Origin of the sequence: Vibrio sp. R78045, from assembly GCF_042466085.1 — a bacterium.
Taxonomy (GTDB): Bacteria; Pseudomonadota; Gammaproteobacteria; order Enterobacterales; family Vibrionaceae; genus Vibrio; species Vibrio cyclitrophicus.
This window is the reverse complement of the sequence record NZ_JAXHBS010000008.1, coordinates 71,997-90,354: the sequence shown is the minus strand read 5'-3', so window position 1 is coordinate 90,354 and position 18,358 is coordinate 71,997. Positions and strand designations below refer to the sequence as shown.

The following is an 18,358-nucleotide window of genomic DNA, read 5'->3' as shown; positions in this document are numbered from 1 at the left end:
CTAGGCGTGTGCTGTAAATGATAGACATAAAAAAACCGACTCCTGATGAGTCGGTTTTTTATTATTCTTTTTTGCTCAATCGAGCAACCGCTATAACAAGCGATTACGCCATCCAGTATCTATGCCATACGCTTTTATGCCATATGCTTTTATGCCATATAGTTAGCAGGCATCTCAATACGAGCTACGCCAGATTCAACTGCCGCTACGGCTACCGCTTTTGCTACACGAGGAAGTAGACGTGGGTCCATTGGCTTAGGAATGATGTAACCCTTACCGAACTTCAGTGCAGTCTCACCTGCAGCTGCTAGTACTTCAGCTGGAACTTCTTCTTTCGCTAGTTCACGAATAGCTTTAACCGCCGCTAGCTTCATTTCGTCATTGATTTCGCTCGCACGTACGTCTAGTGCACCACGGAAAATGAATGGGAAACAAAGTACGTTGTTTACCTGGTTAGGGTAATCACTGCGGCCTGTACCCATAATTAGATCAGAACGAACTTCGTGAGCAAGCTGTGGCTTGATCTCTGGATCAGGGTTTGAACATGCAAACACAACTGGCTTATCAGCCATTAGCGTTAGTGCTTCTGCTGGTAGCAAATTAGGGCCCGATACGCCCAAGAAAAGATCAGCACCTTCAATAACATCTTCAAGCGTACGCTTGTCGGTGTTGTTTGCAAACAGTGCTTTGTACTCATTCAGATCATCACGACGAGTGTGGATCACACCTTTACGATCAAGCATGTAGATCTTCTCACGCTGAGCGCCACACTTAATCAGTAATTCCATACAAGCAACTGCGGCTGCTCCAGCGCCTAAGCAAACGATCTTACACTCTTCGAGTTTTTTACCTTGAAGCTCGATTGCGTTCAGCATACCCGCGGCAGTTACAATCGCAGTACCATGTTGGTCATCGTGGAATACAGGTACATCACAACGCTCAATCAGGCGACGTTCAATTTCAAAACAGTCTGGTGCTTTGATGTCTTCTAGGTTAATACCGCCGAATGTATCTGCGATATTCGCAACCGTATCAACGAACTCATCGATTGTGCGGTGTTTTACTTCAATATCGATAGAATCTAAACCAGCAAAACGCTTAAACAGTAACGCTTTACCTTCCATAACAGGTTTAGAAGCAATAGGGCCAAGGTTACCTAAGCCAAGAATCGCGGTACCGTTAGAGATAACTGCAACCATGTTGCCTTTACCTGTGTACTTGTAAACGTTATCGACGTTCTGTGCGATCTCTCGGACTGGCTCAGCCACACCAGGACTGTATGCAAGTGCTAGGTCTTCTGCAGAGTTTGCAGGCTTCGTCAGTTCTACGGCAATTTTGCCAGGAATTGGGAACTCATGGTAATCAAGAGCTTGCTGACGGAATTGTTCTTGAGGCGATAATTCTTGAGAGGATTGAGCTTGGCTGCTGTCTTCAGACATAGGTGTAGGTTCCTAGGATATTATTATTTGGGGGATCTTGTTCATGTTAATGGATGTACTTCAAAGTTCCTAGATGGTTGAAGCCTCTGTCTCATTAAAAAACGAGATTTCACTACTAATAAGACCAGTGAGCAGTTGAATTTACTGTCGCTTGTTGCACTTTCGAGTAGATTTCAATCATGCATGATTCAGGCGGAACGATGAGAGTTAAGCTTAGTTGGCGAAAGAGTATAAGAATAGGTTAAGAACGGAATAATATTGATCTGTTTATCAAACGCCAGAAAACAAAAAAGGACACCGAAGTGTCCTTTTTGTTTCTAAATAGCGAGAATTACTTCTTGCTAGAAAGAGCACCGAAACGCTTGTTGAAGCGATCAACACGGCCGCCCGTATCTACGATACGTTGCTTACCAGTGTAGAATGGGTGACATTTGTCACATACGTCTAGGTGGATAGATTCTTTTGCAAGCGTTGAGTTGAACTCAAATGTGTTGCCGCAAGAACAAGTTGCAGTAACTGCTTTGTATTCTGGGTGGATTCCAGCTTTCATGGGATAACCTCAAGTAGGCCGTGTCGCTATACGATTCTAAGCCGCACACCACACGTAGTTAAAAAATAAATAAAGACACCGCTGTATCACTAAATAGAGATAAAGCCATACCTTTAAGGCGCAGTATAATAATGAATCTGTGAGATAGGATCAACTAATTTGATACATTTTTCACCAATCGTATCTTTATTTTCTACATCGAGTGGGATTTAGACGTGCTAGTTGGCTTCATACGCTAACTCAGCCTTCTCATCCAAACTGCTTCTCGAATTTAACTGGCTTATCCTTTAGACTGTTCGCTCTCGTCAACTCAGATAAAGCCGTCCCTTTATGCGTCCAATGATTGCCCGTGTGGCACTGCCTGTTCCACTCGACAAGCAGTTCGATTACAAGATTCCCAACCACCTATTTCCTATCATTGGCGGTCGAGTGTCTGTGCCATTCGGACGACAAACCTTAACTGGCATAGTCACGGCTCTGGTTAACGAATCAGAATTCGAGCTAGACAAGCTCAAGCCAATCAAAGCTTTATTAGATAACCAACCCGTTTGGCCAGAATCAGTCTACTCACTCTTAATGTGGTGTAGCCAGTTTTATCAGTATCCATTGGGTGAAACTTTGGCTAACGCTCTGCCAAGCGCTTTACGAAAAGGAAAAGCGGCCGACTTCGCAACACTTGTCGAGTGGCAACTGACCCCATCAGGTAGAGATCAGCTGATGCAAGGCTTTGGTCGTGCAGTCAAGCAAGCCAAAGTGATGCACATGCTTGAGCACGGTCCCGTTCCTCATCAAGAGTTCATCGATGAAGAAGTCGGTAGTGCTGTACTCAAGACACTCGAAGAAAAAGGTTGGATTGAATCTGCTGAGAAAAAACCGAAACGCCAACCGTGGCCAACTGACCTCGAAAACGACCAAGACAAACCTAAGCTCAACGAAGAGCAAGCTATCGCGATAGCAACGGTAAATAGCCAAACCGACTTTGGTTGCTTCTTATTAGAAGGTGTCACGGGCTCAGGTAAAACTGAAGTCTACCTTAATATGATCAAGCCGATTCTAGACCAAGGTAAACAAGCGTTAGTCTTGGTTCCTGAAATAGGCCTGACACCTCAAACGATTAACCGCTTTAAACGACGCTTTAATGTACCCGTTGAGGTCATCCATTCAGGGTTAAACGATTCTGAGCGATTGAATGCTTGGTTATCGGCGCGTGATAAAATTGCGGGTATCGTGATTGGTACACGCTCGGCTCTATTCACGCCTTTTGCCGATCTGGGCATCATTATTGTCGATGAAGAACATGATGCTTCATATAAACAGCAAGACAGCCTCCGCTACCACGCTCGTGATGTGGCGATCATGCGTGCTCACAAAGCACAGATTCCGGTTGTTCTTGGTTCAGCTACTCCGGCCTTTGAGACACTGCACAATGCTCAGATCGGTAAATACAGCTACCTCACTCTCACCTCACGCGCGGGGGTCGCTCTGCCGACCACCAATAAAGTATTGGATGTTAAGGGGGAATACCTAGAAAGCGGCTTATCTGCGTCGTTGATTGCAGAAATGCAAAGGCATCTCAAGGCGGGTAACCAAGTGATGTTGTTCCTCAACCGCCGTGGGTTTTCTCCAGCACTTATGTGTCACGATTGTGGTTGGACTGCAGAATGTAAACGCTGTGACGCTTACTACACCTATCACCAATACAGTAATGAGATGCGCTGCCACCATTGTGGTTCACAACAGCATATCGTACATAATTGCCAAGGCTGTGGTTCAGCGAACTTAGTAACCGTGGGTGTCGGTACCGAGCAACTAGAAGCTCAACTTGGCCAACTATTCCCTGAATACAAAACCATTCGCATTGATCGCGATAGTACTCGCCGTAAAGGCAGCCTAGAAAATGCATTAGAGTCGATTCGCAAAGGTGAATACCAAATTCTGATTGGTACACAGATGCTTGCTAAAGGGCATCACTTCCCAGATGTCACACTTGTTGCGTTATTGGATGTTGATGGCTCTTTATATAGTAGTGACTTTAGAGCTTCAGAACGCCTTGCTCAGTTATTCATTCAAGTAGCGGGACGCGCCGGTCGTGCAAGTAAACCGGGTGAAGTCATCTTACAAACTCACCACCCTGAACACGGATTACTGCAAGCACTATTACATAAAGACTATAACCACTTCGCTCAGACTGCCTTAGCCGAACGCAAACAGGCGATGTTACCGCCATATACCTTTATGACGTTATTCCGAGCGGAAGCTAACGACACGCGCTTAGTGGAAGAGTTTCTACGTCAAGTGCGTCATACATTAGAATCGCATCCGCTGTTTGACCAATATTGTATGGTGTTAGGGCCAACCCCTGCCCCGTTAGCAAAACGAGCGGGCAAGTCGCGCTGGCAGTTAATCTTACAAACTCAGACGCGTTCATTAATGCAGAAGCTATTAATGAGCGCGAAACCGGCAATCAATATGTTACCCGCTGCAAAAAAAGTCCGCTGGTCACTCGATATAGAGCCTCAAGATTTGAGCTAAATCCCATCGGGTTAAAACTAATGATAAGTTTGTTCACAAATCTTTCATATTTCTCGTGAGCAACTTCACACTAGTCATGTGATTTTTGTTAATCTAGCCGTAACTTTACACAGATTAAACGAATAAAATATTGCAATAAAAAAAGTGTTAGCAACACTTTCACAATATCTATTCGATTAAATTTATTATTCATGCCTTAGATACTTAGGCAGCAAAGGAACTTACAAGAGGGTTTAATTTATGGCGACAATGAAGGATGTTGCCCAGCTAGCAGGCGTCTCAACAGCAACGGTATCACGTGCATTGATGAACCCTGAAAAAGTCTCTGTTTCTACTCGTAAGCGAGTCGAAGCGGCAGTGCTAGAAGCTGGATACTCACCCAACACATTAGCTAGAAACTTACGTCGCAACGAATCAAAAACCATCATCACTATCGTTCCTGATATCTGTGACCCTTATTTTGCTGAAATCATTCGTGGTATCGAAGACGCCGCAGTAGAAAATGATTACCTTGTTCTACTGGGTGATAGCGGCCAGCAAAAGAAGCGCGAGTCTTCTTTTGTTAACTTGGTTTTCACCAAGCAAGCTGACGGTATGCTGCTGCTTGGCACTGACCATCCGTTTGATGTCAGCAAGCCTGAACAAAAGAATTTACCGCCGATGGTGATGGCATGTGAATTCGCCCCTGAGCTCGAATTACCGACAGTACACATCGATAACTTAACCTCTGCATTTGAAGCGGTTAACTACCTAGCCCAATTAGGTCATAAGCGTATCGCTCAAATATCTGGCCCAATATCAGCGACACTGTGTAAATTCCGCCAACAAGGCTACCAACAAGCATTGCGCCGTGCGGGTGTATCAATGAACCCAGCTTATAGCACGGTCGGTGACTTTACCTTTGAAGCTGGTGCTCAAGCGGTTCGTCAACTTCTAGCTCTGCCCGAGCAACCTACTGCTATTTTCTGTCATAACGATGCAATGGCGATTGGTGCGATTCAAGAAGCGAAGAAGCTAGGTTTACGCGTCCCTCAAGATTTATCAATTGTTGGCTTTGATGACATCCAATTCGCTCAATACTGCGATCCACCACTGACAACAATTTCTCAGCCTCGTTACGAGATTGGACGTCAAGCCATGCTAATGATGCTTGATCTCCTTAAAGGTAACGATGTTCAAGCTGGTTCACGTCTGCTTGAAGCTAAACTCGTGGTTCGAGGCAGTACTGCACCACCGCGAATTTAATAGCACAAAATACCTATACAAAGTGGCGGTACATTTTGACGTGCCGCTTCCATTTCTGCACTATTATCCTCGCGCAATCTGGATTACCATGAGAGCAGAATCATCAACTATTGAATTGTCTTGTGGCTAATAGAGATTATGTAAAGCGCGGTCGTGGCACAAAAAAAACGACTAAAAAACAAGCCCCTCGCCGTAAGCCTTGGCGCAGTGGTCTTTTGGCGATCCTCCTTGCCGGTGGTTTTGGTTATGGACTTTACTTACTGAGTAATGATCCTGAGCCGCCAACTCCCGCTCCTGTGGTAACCAAACCAAAACCTAAGCCAAAACCTGCGAAAATGATTCCACCACCTCCTGAAGAGAAATGGGATTATGTCGAAACGCTGCCAAGCCGCGAAATTGAAGTCAAAGCAAAAGAGCAACAGATCTCAAAAATCCCTTACGTGATGCAGTGTGGTGCTTACAAAACCTCGTCACAAGCTGAAGCTCGTAAGTTAGATATTGCCTTCCAAGGTATCTCAAGCGAAATCCGCAAGAAAGATGGCAGCAGTTGGTATCGTGTGGTTCTTGGACCATACAAGTTGAAGCGCGACGCTGAGCGAGATCGCCATAAGCTGCAACGAGCGAAAATAGAACCTTGTGCTATTTGGAAAGATACCGAGTAGTTACAGATTTAGCAGAAGCAGAAAAAACCAAACACTGAAGGCCTCCCATTGTGGAGGTTTTCTTTTATTCGCTCCCTTTCTCCAACTTTCCTTACAACTTCCGTCGATAAGTTACACGACATCACTCGTGGTTCCTTGAATTATCCGAGTGCCATCCTCATATACTTTTTATACCCAAAGATAAGAAATATTAAGAGGCCCTACTCGTGACTACCATTGTATCTGTACGTCGTAATAATAAAGTCGTCATCGCGGGTGATGGACAAGTATCTCTAGGCAATACTGTAATGAAGGGCAATGCCCGTAAAGTACGTCGCCTATACAACAACAAAGTACTGGCAGGTTTTGCTGGCGGTACCGCTGATGCTTTCACGCTATTCGAAAAATTTGAAAGCAAGCTACAAATGCACCAAGGCCACCTGACCAAAGCTGCCGTTGAGCTAGCGAAGGATTGGCGTAGCGACCGTGCTCTACGTAAGTTAGAAGCATTGCTTGCAGTAGCGGATGAGACCGCTTCACTGATCATCACTGGTAACGGTGACGTAGTTCAACCTGAGAATGATCTGATTGCGATCGGTTCGGGCGGTAACTTCGCTCAAGCAGCAGCTACTGCACTATTAGAAAATACTGATTTAGATGCGCGTGAAATCGCAGAAAAGTCGCTGAACATTGCCGGCGATATCTGTGTCTTCACCAACCATCACCACACTATTGAAGAACTAGAAAGCACCGTTGAGCTGCCAAAGCCAGAGTAACGACCGCTTCCATCAATAACGTTGTATTCAACAGTGATTAAAGAATTAAGGAAAAACCATGTCTGAGATGACTCCTCGCGAAATTGTTCACGAACTCAATCGCCACATTATCGGCCAAGACAACGCTAAGCGTTCAGTTGCTATTGCCCTGCGTAACCGCTGGCGTCGTATGCAGCTTGAAGAAAGCCTGCGTGTTGAAGTATCACCAAAGAACATCCTAATGATTGGCCCAACGGGTGTAGGTAAAACTGAAATCGCTCGCCGCCTAGCGAAATTAGCAAACGCGCCTTTCATCAAGGTAGAAGCGACTAAGTTCACCGAAGTGGGTTACGTTGGTAAAGAAGTTGAAACCATCATCCGTGATCTAACGGACGTTGCGATCAAGATGACGCACCAACAAGCGATGGAAAAAGTACAATACCGCGCTGAAGAACAAGCTGAAGAACGCATTCTTGATGCCCTTCTACCACCAGCTCGTGATGCTTGGGGTCAGAATGAGCAATCAACTGAAGACACAACCTCTTCAAACACTCGTCAGATTTTCCGTAAAAAACTGCGCGAAGGTAAGCTAGACGACAAAGAGATCGAAGTTGATGTAGCGGCACCGCAAATGGGTGTTGAAATCATGTCACCTCCAGGTATGGAAGAGATGACTAACCAGCTACAAGGCATGTTCCAAAATCTCGCTGGCGACACCAAAAAAAAGCGTAAGATGAAAATCAAAGACGCATTCAAAGCACTGACAGAAGAAGAAGCTGCGAAGCTTGTGAACCAGGAAGAGCTAAAAGAGAACGCGATCTTCAACGCTGAAAACAACGGTATCGTGTTCATCGATGAGATCGACAAAATCTGTAAACGTGGTGACAGCTCAGGCCCAGACGTATCTCGCGAAGGTGTTCAACGTGACCTACTGCCTCTTATCGAAGGCAGCACAGTATCAACGAAACACGGCATGGTTAAAACTGATCACATCTTGTTTATCACATCAGGCGCATTCCAAGTGGCTAAGCCATCTGACCTGATCCCTGAGCTGCAAGGTCGTCTACCAATCCGTGTAGAACTTGAAGCGCTTTCTGCACATGACTTCAAACGAATTCTTACTGAGCCAAAAGCATCTTTAACAGAGCAATACATTGCCCTGATGAAAACAGAAGATGTGAGCATTGAGTTCACTGAAGATGGCATTAATCAGATTGCTGACGCGGCATGGCGTGTTAACGAAACCACGGAGAATATCGGTGCGCGTCGCCTACATACTGTTATGGAACGCCTAATGGATGAGATTTCATTCGACGCAACAGAAAAAGCCGGCAGCAAACTCGTCATTGATGAAGCTTACGTAACGTCGAAGCTCGGTGAATTCGTTGAAGACGAAGACCTAAGCCGCTTCATCCTGTAGCACACGAAACTCCAACTTATTGCTCTATCTCAAAGAAATAGCAGCTAATAAGCGAATTCAAGGCCCACTTTCGAGTGGGCTTTTTATTACTTGAAGAATGGGCGTATACTCAAATCACAGTTTGAAACGAAGACTTACAAAGAAATAGACCTACGATGAAACAATCTCTACTGATTTGGCTTGATGCCGCACGACCGAAAACTCTGCCTCTCGCACTCGTCTCTATTCTTACAGGAAGTAGTTTAGCGTTCTCCAGCGATCACTTTTCTTTATCGATAGCACTACTGGCTTTTTTAACCGCCACACTCTTACAAATTTTATCGAACCTAGCGAATGACTATGGCGATGCGGCTAAAGGCACCGACAACGAAAATCGTCTAGGACCAACACGCGCAATGCAATCTGGCGCGGTGACGGCAACAACCATGAAGCAAGCGATCATCCTCAATATCGTGTTTACCGTTATCGCAGGGCTCATTCTGATTTTCCATGCGCTGACATCAATTGAAAGCATTCTGTCTTTCATCGCACTCGGCGTATTAGCGATTGTCGCGGCTATCGCATATACCGTAGGCAACAAACCCTATGGATATATTGGCCTAGGGGACTTATCTGTCTTTATCTTCTTTGGTTTGTTAGGTGTTTCTGGTACTTACTTCTTACACACTGGTCATGTTGAACCAAGTCTATTTCTTCCAGCGTTAGGCTGCGGACTGATGGCGGTTGCGGTACTCAATATCAATAACATGCGTGATATCGAAAACGACAGTGAATGCGGGAAACGCACCATGGCCGTTCGTCTAGGACAACGCAAAGCTAAGCAATACCACTTTGCACTTCTTGGATTGGCTCTCGCGTCTTTCGCTCTGTACCTACTCATTCAAGAAAAACCAGTCTGGATCAGTCTACCGTTTTTACTCAGCATTATTATTGTCTATAAGCATGGCAAGGCCGTGTGGGAAACAGAGAAGCCAGCACAAATAGCGCCGATGATGCCTGTCATTGTGAAATGCTCACTGGTCACTAACCTATTGTTTGCAGGGGTTGTCGTAGCTCAAACTCTACTGAGTTAATTGAGACTAATCATTGCAAAGGGATCAAGCACCGATATACTCAAACTAAGCTCATTGTTCAAAAGGTACGCAAATGGAATACAACACTTCAGCACTGTGCGACATATATCTGGATCAAGTGGATGTCGTGGAGCCAATGTTCAGCAACTTCGGTGGACGAGCATCCTTCGCCGGACAGATCACGACATTAAAGTGTTTTGAAGACAACGCTTTGATTCGCTCCGTATTAGAGCAAGATGGCTTGGGACGAGTGTTGTTAATCGATGGTGGCGGCTCACTACGTAAAGCGCTGATCGATGCGGAGATAGCCCTACTTGCCGAAGACAATGAGTGGGAAGGTATTGTGGTTTACGGCTGTGTGCGTGAAGTCGATGAGCTTGAAGATATGAACCTAGGTATTCAAGCCCTAGCCTCTATACCTGTCGGCGCAAGCCAAGGTGGAGTAGGTGAGATTGATGTACCGGTTAACTTTGGTAGCGTGACCTTCTTACCGGAAGATTACCTCTACGCAGACAACACCGGCATCATCCTTTCTGCAGAGCCTCTGGATGTAGAACTTGATCTGGATGTTGAAGAAGAAGAGGTCGAGTAACTCAGCTTTGAATAATAAAACAAAGCATAAGAGTACGAAGCATTAGAACACAAACAAAAACGCCCGCTAATCAGTAGCGGGCGTTTTTTTAAATCCGAAGAGTCAATTACTCTACGTCATCCATTTTACCAAGAAGGTTACGGATACGATCTTGCCATGCAGAATGCTCTTCCTGCATTTGCTGAGTTTTTTGCTCTAGCTCATGACGACTTGCTTTAAGCTCACTAGCTTCAGTTGCTAGTGCTTGTTTCTCTTCTTTAAGCTCTTCCACTTCCATTTGAAGAAGTGCAATTGTATCTACTGCTGTTTGAATTTTTGCTTCTAGCTGCTCTAGTACTTCAAAAGACATTCTGGCCTACCTTTAAGTTATTCGTTTGATGGTGAAGGTTCACTCCACTTATTTCCCCATTCTACTCAGCAGAGCAAGGATAAACACTCAATATATTCGATATTTTGCGTCATTCGATGAAAAAAACAGCGCTTTTTACCGAATATTGACGTGAACTATTACCAACGCAACAACAGACTGATTATTTTGATGAATATTACCGGTTTTCGACCGCAAATTGATCAAGAGCAATCCCCAAAAAACAAAAAGGCAAACGTTTCCTTTTGGATATGGTAAAATTCGCCGCGAAATTTCTATTCCCCCTTTGAAAATTTTGGAGTCCGCATGAAACGCGATTTAGCAATGTCATTCTCTCGTGTCACAGAAGGTGCAGCACTAGCTGGTTACAAGTGGCTTGGCCGTGGCGATAAAAACGCTGCAGATGGCGCTGCTGTAGAAGTAATGCGTAGCCTATTAAACAAAACCGAAATTAGCGGTGAGATTGTTATCGGCGAAGGTGAAATCGATGATGCACCCATGCTATACATCGGCGAAAACGTAGGTGTAGGCGGCGACGCTGTCGACATCGCAGTTGACCCAATTGAAGGGACACGCATGACAGCAATGGGTCAATCAAATGCATTGGCAGTACTTGCTGCAGGCGAAAAAGGCAGCTTCCTTAAAGCGCCTGATATGTACATGGAAAAATTGGTAGTAGGCCCTGGCGCTAAAGGCGTGATTGACCTAGAGCTTCCATTGACCGAGAACCTCGAAAACATCGCTAAAGCATTAGGTAAAACACTCGATACTCTAGTAGTAACCACGCTTGCTAAACCTCGTCACGATCAAATCATCGCTGACATGCAAGCAATGGGCGTCCGTGTATTTGCAGTGCCTGATGGTGATGTTGCTGCTTCAATCCTAACGTGTATGCCAGATAGCGAAGTAGACGTCATGTACTGCATCGGCGGTGCACCTGAAGGTGTGGTTTCTGCTGCGGTTATTCGCGCACTAGACGGCGACATGCACGGCCGTCTTCTCCCTCGTCATGAAGTCAAAGGCGACACAGAAGAAAACCGTAAACACGGCGAAATTGAACTAGAACGTTGTGCTGAAATGGGCGTAACAGCGGGCATCGTGTTAAAAATGGAAGACATGGCGCGCAGCGACAACGTTGTATTCTCAGCAACAGGTATCACTAAGGGTGACTTACTAGAAGGTATTTCTCGCAAAGGTAATATCGCAACCACAGAAACACTGCTTATCCGTGGTCGCTGCCGTACGATCCGTCGTATCAAGTCTATCCACTATCTAGAGCGTAAAGACCCAGAAGTAGTGGGTCATATCCTGTAAACCTAAGCTCGGTTAAACAAAACATTCGAAGGCTGATACCAAGTATCAGCCTTTTGTTTTATGTCCTACGAGAATGGCACCATTTACAATCAATATAGTAAATGGTTATCAATATAGTAAATGGTTTGCTTTATAAACACCTTGCCCCATAATAGTAAGGTTCATGAGGTAGGGATAGTATGAAAACGAGCGACAAAATCTTACAAACCATTAAGCGTCAAGGCGCGGTAACCGCGAAACAATTGTCAGAAGAATTTGGCATGACGACAATGGGTGCAAGACAGCACCTGCAAAGTTTGGAAGATGACGGTATTCTTGCGTTTCATGACGTAAAAGTAAAAGTGGGACGCCCTACCCGCCACTGGTCTCTGACTCAGCAAGGGCATAGTCAATTCTCAGACCGACACGGTGAACTCACCATTCAGGTGATTGACGCTGTCGAAAACCTATTTGGCAAAGAAGGCTTAGCTAAAGTTGCAGCTGAACGTGAACAGCACACTCTTAAGCAATATCAAGCCGCTCTATCCGACTGTAATAATCTGATCAGTAAACTTGAAAAACTCACCCAACTTCGCGAAGAAGAAGGCTACATGGCAGAACTTCAAGAACAAGGTGATAACTATATCTTGATCGAAAATCACTGTCCTATCTGTAAAGCAGCGACTCGCTGTCCAAGCCTCTGTCAATCTGAGCTCAATGTATTTACTGAGTTACTCAAAGGTGAGTGTCATGTAAGCCGCACTGAACACATTATCGCTGGTGAGCGACGCTGTACTTATACTTTAACACCAGCACTTTTAACGTAGCCTCTGTATCAATACCAAGTCCAAGTCCAAGTCCAGCAGGCTGACGCCAAGTCATTGATCTTGTCTCAAGATTGAGAAAATACAAATTGATTAAAATTTGTACTAATTTATTTCTTAAGCTTAAAGCATATGAAACATGCTTAACGCTAAGGAAAGAAACATGGCATATCCACAGTCGGATCAAAAACTGCCCCCCTTTGACGAACTCGTCCAACTAGCGAAAAGTGATCCTGAAGCATTTAATCAATTCAAACATGATATGTGTGAACAAATGATTTGTTCTGCCTCTGAGGTGATGCAAGATCGACTTCGAGCCCAACAAAGTCACCTCGACTTAGTGGTCAGCCGTTGCAAGAATCCACACCATGCTAATGTTGTACTGATGCAAGAGCTACGCTGTCAGGTCTGTAAATTTCAAGATGCGCTTCAAGGCCGCTGTAGTTTTGAAGAGCCTGAATCTGAAAATGTGGTTCCTTTTAGGCCGAACACAGAACCGAAAATGTATTAAAAAATCGTTACTCAAACGCCCAAGCATCAGTAGCAAGATATTAGAGACCAAAAACAAAAAAAGGGAGCACAATGCTCCCTTCTTATTTCTCAATCATTCAATCTTTACACTGGGTCGTCACCGTAATCATTACGGCCTTCAGTTCCCTTGAGCAATCCACATTCAATCAAAATCCATAAACCACATACTAATGCTGCAACCGTTGCTGCCATGTGAACTGGCGATACCGACTCTGTTGTCGTTGCGACCATTGGCGAAGCCAAACGCCCAAGCACCAGTGGCACGTTCAACAGCAACCAGTAGTTCGACTTATTGCGGTCGTGCCAGCGTTTAGCGGTAATTGCAAGATCTGGGATAACCAGCAACAGTAGAAAGATTGGTAGCAGGATATAGGAATATGCAGGGAACAGAACAGAAATACCGGAAGCAAAACCAGTAATCGCTACATAGTAGAAAACATTCCAAATCCAGTAAGTCTTACGACCAATTCTCCCTTTGAAAGAGAGCAGTAAATCTTTCATCGACATCTTAAAATACTCAAAAATTAATACGCTACCAAAAGTTAGCAGCAAATAGTTGGTTAATCACTTTTAGATCGTTGATTATTTTTAGCTAATTAATCACTTTCTGAAAGCAACTTTTATCCATATCTCGTATGTTGACCGTTAGGCTTCTTACATGACTCGCTTGTTCTTGCAGGATCTGCATTAACGATCGTGACAATTCTCGCTTTTGCTCTTCCGTTCGTCCCGAAAGTAACTCAAAGCTGATATGAATAAAGTCTACACTATCTTCCTCCTCACCGACCAACCAATTATGGCAACGCAGTGAACGAGACTTCACTGACGGCACATCAAACAAGCCACATGTGAGAGCGACTTGATGGAGATCTTCCAGTAAGCCTTGGATATTCACACGCTCATCCACTGAATTTGAGTACTCTAGAACTAGGTTCGGCATTGTTACTTCCTTATTGTTAACGCAATCGTTTGTCCCTTAATAGCAACTAACGATGAAAAATCCGAGAAGTTAGCTATTATTCTGTCTGCCGGATCACTGATATTTGCTCAGAATCTACTCTGACCATTGAGTAAGATCCAAGAAAGTCATGACCACAGTCATGATCTGTTGATATTAATCTGTTATATTATTTCGTAATAAAGTTTACTTTTTTACATTCGATTTATTTAAATACTTTGGAGATATTCCTATGCGTCATCCTGTAGTTATGGGTAACTGGAAACTAAACGGCAGCAAAGAAATGGTTGTTGATCTACTAAACGGTCTTAACGCTGAACTTGAAGGCGTAACAGGCGTAGACGTAGCAGTTGCTCCACCAGCACTTTTCGTTGATCTTGCAGAACGTACGCTTACTGAAGCGGGCAGCGCAATCATCCTAGGTGCTCAAAACTCTGACCTAAACAACAGCGGTGCATTCACTGGCGACATGTCTCCAGCAATGCTTAAAGAGTTCGGCGCATCTCACATCATCATCGGTCACTCTGAGCGTCGTGAATACCACAACGAATCAGATGAATTCGTTGCTAAGAAATTCGCATTCCTAAAAGAGAACGGCCTAACTCCAGTTCTTTGTATCGGTGAATCTGAAGCACAAAACGAAGCAGGCGAAACTGTTGCAGTATGTGCTCGTCAACTTGACGCTGTTATCAACACTCAAGGTGTTGAAGCTCTTGAAGGCGCTATCATCGCTTACGAACCAATCTGGGCTATCGGTACTGGTAAAGCAGCGACAGCTGAAGATGCACAACGCATCCACGCTCAAATCCGTGCACACATCGCAGAGAAATCTGAAGACGTTGCTAAGAAAGTTGTTATCCAATACGGCGGTTCTGTTAAACCAGAAAACGCAGCAGCTTACTTCGCACAACCAGACATCGACGGTGCTCTAGTTGGCGGCGCAGCGCTAGACGCGAAAAGCTTCGCAGCTATCGCTAAAGCAGCAGCTGAAGCAAAAGCTTAATTTAAACGTCACCGTTTAGATTGAATGAAAGGTCAACTTAGGTTGGCCTTTTTTATTACCTGTCAGTTCTAAAGCCTCAAACAACAGGCACAAAAAAACCGCTGATAAATCAGCGGTTTTTAATATTTTAAGCGAACGCTAAGCGTTGCTTAGAACAACTCTTCTGCAACGCGGAATAGCTCAGAACGGTCTGGGTTCTGCATGTTCTCGATACAGTCGATGATGTCGTGGTGAACAAGCGCTTCTTTCTCAATACCAACACAACGACCACCGTGGCCTTCTTGAAGAAGGTGAACTGCGTAGTTACCCATGCGAGAAGCCAGTACACGGTCAAATGCAGTCGGGCGACCACCACGTTGGATGTGACCAAGAACCGTTGCACGAGTTTCACGACCTGTTGAAGCTTCGATCTCTTTCGCAAGTTCGTTCGCGTCCATCATAAGCTCTGTTAGAGCGATGATTGCGTGCTTCTTACCTTTCGCAATACCATCTTGGATATTGCTGATCAGCTGATCTTTATCTAAGCCAGTCTCAGGAGTGATGATGTATTCACAACCACCTGCAATTGCTGACATAAGCGTAAGGTCACCACAGTGACGGCCCATGATTTCAACAATAGAAATACGTTGGTGAGAAGAAGACGTGTCACGTAGACGGTCAATTGAGTCGATAACAGTGTTAAGCGCTGTTAGGTAACCGATTGTGTAATCAGTACCTGCGATATCGTTGTCGATAGTACCTGGAAGACCGATACATGGGTAACCCATCTCAGTCAGTTTCTTAGCGCCCATGTAAGAGCCGTCACCACCGATAACAACAAGTGCTTCGATACCGTGCTTTTTAAGGTTCTCAATGCCTTTCTCACGAACAGCAACATCTTTAAACTCAGGGAAACGTGCAGAACCTAAGAAAGTACCACCACGGTTGATCACGTCAGATACGCTTGAACGGTCAAGCTTTTCGATACGGTCTTCAACAAGGCCTTGGTAGCCATCGTAAATACCGTAAACTTCAATGCCAACTGATAGCGCTGTACGAACTACACCGCGAACTGCTGCGTTCATGCCTGGAGCGTCACCACCACTGGTCAAAACACCGATCTTCTTAATCATGCTCACCCTCGATTTTTGGGAATCTATTATTCAATTCTTATTCTTGCTGATTGTATATCAACAAGATTTTAAATCTATATTTGTGCGTTATGTTACATTTCCTCAACAGGAATAGCACTCAAATCGCGTAAAATTATGTAACATTTCTACTTCTGTAAGAGTATTACAGTTTTACTCAGTAACTTTGTTGATTCACATCAGAATCAACATTAATTGTTACTAAGGTGATTTTTGAATCACCTTTGAGTTAGTAATTTTTACTCACTCTAGTTCAAAAGCCGGCCACTTACCATTTGCTCTCAGCTTTATCACTCATTACCAAGAATGAAACTTCTGCTGTTTCTCTGGGCCAAATACCACCGAATACGGATCTTGATGAATTAATACATCAGCATCAGGAAAAACAGAGATAAGCTTGTCTTCTACTTCGTCAGAAATGCGATGCGCTTCAATAAGTGGGATATTATCTTCAAGCTCCAAATGCAATTGAATAAAGCGAATTGGGCCCGAACGACGCGTTCGTAATTGATGCACACCCAATACACCTTCGATACTCAACGACGTCTCTTTAATCTGTTTAAGCTCTTCATCCGGTAGCTTTCTATCAAGCAATGACTGAATCGCTTCATTTGCCATTTGATAAGCGCTGTAAAGAATGTAGATACCGATACCAATCGCGAATACCGAGTCCGCTTGCCCAATACCAAACCAGCTCAACGCCAATGCCAGCATAATGGCCGCATTCATATAGAGATCCGATTGATAATGCAGTGAGTCCGCCGCAATAGCCTGGCTACCGGTTTTTTTCACGACATGTTTTTGGAATCGAACCAAACCAAAAGTCATCACCATCGCGAATAAGCTGACGTAGATACCAATTTCAGGAGAGTTCAGTTCGTGAGGCCTAAAGAAGCGTTCAATACCATTAAGTATAAGGAAACAAGCGGAGCCGGAAATAAACATCGCCTGTGCTAGTGCTGCAAGAGATTCAGCTTTGCCATGACCAAAAGTATGTTCTTTATCGGCAGGCTGGAGAGAGTATCGAACGACGATTAGGTTCACGACTGACGCCGCAATATCTAACAAGGAATCAACCACGGAAGCCAACAGACTCACAGAGCCGGTCACCCACCATGCTGCGACCTTCACGATCAATAAAATTGTGGCGATGGTAGTGGCTGCCCAAGCGGCGAGCGTAACTAAACGTGCGTATTCTTGTTTCATAATTTGGCTATAAAATGACTGATAGCACAAAGTATAACCTGCAAACAATCAATTGAATATGACAGACATGATGTAAGAGATTCATTTTAAGGGATCAAAAAAAGCGGCACACGGCCGCTTTTTCACATTATTCTGGGGATTAAACACCAGATTAGATGAAAGACTATTTGTCTTTGTTCATGCGTTTTTCCATTTTGTCAGCGCACTTACTCATACGCTCTTGTTGGATCTCTTTCAATTGAGTTTTTTGCTCTGCTGTCAGAACGCTCATCATGTCGTGTTGTTTCTTCAGCATTGCGACACGACGTTCAGTTTGCTTAGCAACCATTTGGCTTGCTAGATCGTTTGCAGCGGCTTCATCGAAGTTGTCGGCCAATACTAGAGCTTGAACCTTTTCGTGATGCGCTTTCATTTGCGCCATTTTTGCCGTTTTGTTTGCACCGCGCTTTGCTTTCATCTCAGCACGGTCTGCTTCACGCATCTCTTTTAACTGTTCTTTTTGAGCGTCGGTTAGGTCTAGTTGGCGCATTACTTTTTTATCGAAACCGCCACACTTGTCGTGCATACCTTTGTGGTCACCTTTATCACCACCACCGTAAGCATACGCGCTTGCTGTACCAAAAATAAGTGGAAGTGCCGCAGCTGCTAGTACAAGTTTCTTAGTCATTTTCATAATTGTTGCCTCAATTCGGTATAATAAGTCATGTGTTGCGTCTGTTTCTCAGCGCTTGAATATAGATTAGTCTTTCCCTCGTAAAGTGACGTTTAGAAAGCGTAAAGAATCGTAAAGAGTGAAAGT

At 44.5% G+C, this 18,358-nt stretch carries 19 protein-coding genes; 11 read left to right on the top strand and 8 right to left on the bottom strand.

The window, feature by feature from the left end; genetic code table 11:
- Positions 1-149: 149 nt before the first annotated feature.
- Together SJY39_RS02720 and rpmE are read right to left on the bottom strand one after the other, a co-directional pair.
- Entirely contained in the window at positions 150-1,439 is a 1,290-nt protein-coding gene (locus SJY39_RS02720; RefSeq protein ID WP_016790179.1) for a malic enzyme-like NAD(P)-binding protein, read from the bottom strand.
- 331 nt (positions 1,440-1,770) lie between these two features.
- On the bottom strand, positions 1,771-1,989 hold the full coding sequence (gene rpmE / locus SJY39_RS02715; RefSeq protein WP_004737142.1) for a 50S ribosomal protein L31: 219 nt from the start codon (positions 1,987-1,989) through the stop codon (positions 1,771-1,773).
- A 330-nt stretch (positions 1,990-2,319) separates the two neighbouring features.
- On the opposite strand from rpmE, the gene priA reads away from it, so the two are divergent.
- From priA to rraA, 7 genes are all read left to right on the top strand, one after another.
- Positions 2,320-4,521, top strand: a complete 2,202-nt coding sequence (gene priA / locus SJY39_RS02710) for a primosomal protein N' (protein WP_016767977.1) — start codon at positions 2,320-2,322, stop codon at positions 4,519-4,521.
- A gap of 240 nt (positions 4,522-4,761) precedes the next feature.
- Positions 4,762-5,766, top strand: a complete 1,005-nt coding sequence (gene cytR / locus SJY39_RS02705; protein WP_010435348.1) for a DNA-binding transcriptional regulator CytR — start codon at positions 4,762-4,764, stop codon at positions 5,764-5,766.
- A 122-nt stretch (positions 5,767-5,888) separates the two neighbouring features.
- Positions 5,889-6,428, top strand: coding sequence for an SPOR domain-containing protein (locus SJY39_RS02700; protein WP_010435351.1), 540 nt, complete (start codon positions 5,889-5,891; stop codon positions 6,426-6,428).
- A 206-nt stretch (positions 6,429-6,634) separates the two neighbouring features.
- Positions 6,635-7,183 carry an ATP-dependent protease subunit HslV gene (hslV, locus tag SJY39_RS02695; protein ID WP_004729692.1) on the top strand — a complete coding sequence of 183 codons (549 nt, stop codon included), beginning with the start codon at positions 6,635-6,637 and terminating at the stop codon, positions 7,181-7,183.
- Positions 7,184-7,241: 58 nt separating this feature from the next.
- Positions 7,242-8,582, top strand: coding sequence for an HslU--HslV peptidase ATPase subunit (gene hslU / locus SJY39_RS02690; protein ID WP_016767976.1), 1,341 nt, complete (start codon positions 7,242-7,244; stop codon positions 8,580-8,582).
- Between the two features lie 155 nt (positions 8,583-8,737).
- Positions 8,738-9,655, top strand: a complete 918-nt coding sequence (locus SJY39_RS02685) for a 1,4-dihydroxy-2-naphthoate polyprenyltransferase (protein ID WP_010435357.1) — start codon at positions 8,738-8,740, stop codon at positions 9,653-9,655.
- Between the two features lie 73 nt (positions 9,656-9,728).
- Positions 9,729-10,247, top strand: coding sequence for a ribonuclease E activity regulator RraA (gene rraA / locus SJY39_RS02680; RefSeq protein WP_010435359.1), 519 nt, complete (start codon positions 9,729-9,731; stop codon positions 10,245-10,247).
- A 106-nt stretch (positions 10,248-10,353) separates the two neighbouring features.
- Here rraA and zapB read toward each other — a convergent pair whose 3' ends face one another.
- A complete protein-coding gene (zapB, locus tag SJY39_RS02675; protein ID WP_010435362.1) occupies positions 10,354-10,596 on the bottom strand; it encodes a cell division protein ZapB in 243 nt (80 codons plus the stop codon).
- 324 nt (positions 10,597-10,920) lie between these two features.
- On the opposite strand from zapB, the gene glpX reads away from it, so the two are divergent.
- The 3 genes from glpX (at position 10,921) to SJY39_RS02660 (ending at position 13,242) form a co-directional block, all read left to right on the top strand.
- Positions 10,921-11,928 carry a class II fructose-bisphosphatase gene (gene glpX, locus SJY39_RS02670; RefSeq protein WP_010435365.1) on the top strand — a complete coding sequence of 336 codons (1,008 nt, stop codon included), beginning with the start codon at positions 10,921-10,923 and terminating at the stop codon, positions 11,926-11,928.
- 179 nt (positions 11,929-12,107) lie between these two features.
- Positions 12,108-12,734: a metalloregulator ArsR/SmtB family transcription factor gene (locus SJY39_RS02665; protein ID WP_010435367.1), complete on the top strand. Its 627-nt coding sequence runs from the start codon at positions 12,108-12,110 to the stop codon at positions 12,732-12,734.
- 160 nt (positions 12,735-12,894) lie between these two features.
- On the top strand, positions 12,895-13,242 hold the full coding sequence (locus SJY39_RS02660) for a DUF3135 domain-containing protein (RefSeq protein WP_010435369.1): 348 nt from the start codon (positions 12,895-12,897) through the stop codon (positions 13,240-13,242).
- A gap of 104 nt (positions 13,243-13,346) precedes the next feature.
- Here the strand turns inward: SJY39_RS02660 and SJY39_RS02655 are convergent, their stop codons facing one another.
- A complete protein-coding gene (locus SJY39_RS02655; protein WP_010435371.1) occupies positions 13,347-13,769 on the bottom strand; it encodes a DUF805 domain-containing protein in 423 nt (140 codons plus the stop codon).
- Positions 13,770-13,854: 85 nt separating this feature from the next.
- A complete protein-coding gene (locus SJY39_RS02650; protein ID WP_016793866.1) occupies positions 13,855-14,202 on the bottom strand; it encodes a 5-carboxymethyl-2-hydroxymuconate Delta-isomerase in 348 nt (115 codons plus the stop codon).
- Between the two features lie 250 nt (positions 14,203-14,452).
- On the opposite strand from SJY39_RS02650, the gene tpiA reads away from it, so the two are divergent.
- Positions 14,453-15,223, top strand: coding sequence for a triose-phosphate isomerase (tpiA, locus tag SJY39_RS02645; RefSeq protein ID WP_010435373.1), 771 nt, complete (start codon positions 14,453-14,455; stop codon positions 15,221-15,223).
- 149 nt (positions 15,224-15,372) lie between these two features.
- Here tpiA and pfkA read toward each other — a convergent pair whose 3' ends face one another.
- From pfkA to SJY39_RS02630, 3 genes are all read right to left on the bottom strand, one after another.
- The gene (gene pfkA / locus SJY39_RS02640) at positions 15,373-16,335 is read right to left on the bottom strand and encodes a 6-phosphofructokinase (protein ID WP_004729705.1); all 963 of its coding nucleotides are present in this window, start codon (positions 16,333-16,335) and stop codon (positions 15,373-15,375) included.
- A gap of 315 nt (positions 16,336-16,650) precedes the next feature.
- On the bottom strand, positions 16,651-17,559 hold the full coding sequence (gene fieF, locus SJY39_RS02635; protein WP_016767974.1) for a CDF family cation-efflux transporter FieF: 909 nt from the start codon (positions 17,557-17,559) through the stop codon (positions 16,651-16,653).
- A 163-nt stretch (positions 17,560-17,722) separates the two neighbouring features.
- Positions 17,723-18,232, bottom strand: coding sequence for a CpxP family protein (locus tag SJY39_RS02630; RefSeq protein ID WP_010435378.1), 510 nt, complete (start codon positions 18,230-18,232; stop codon positions 17,723-17,725).
- Positions 18,233-18,358 lie beyond the last annotated feature (126 nt).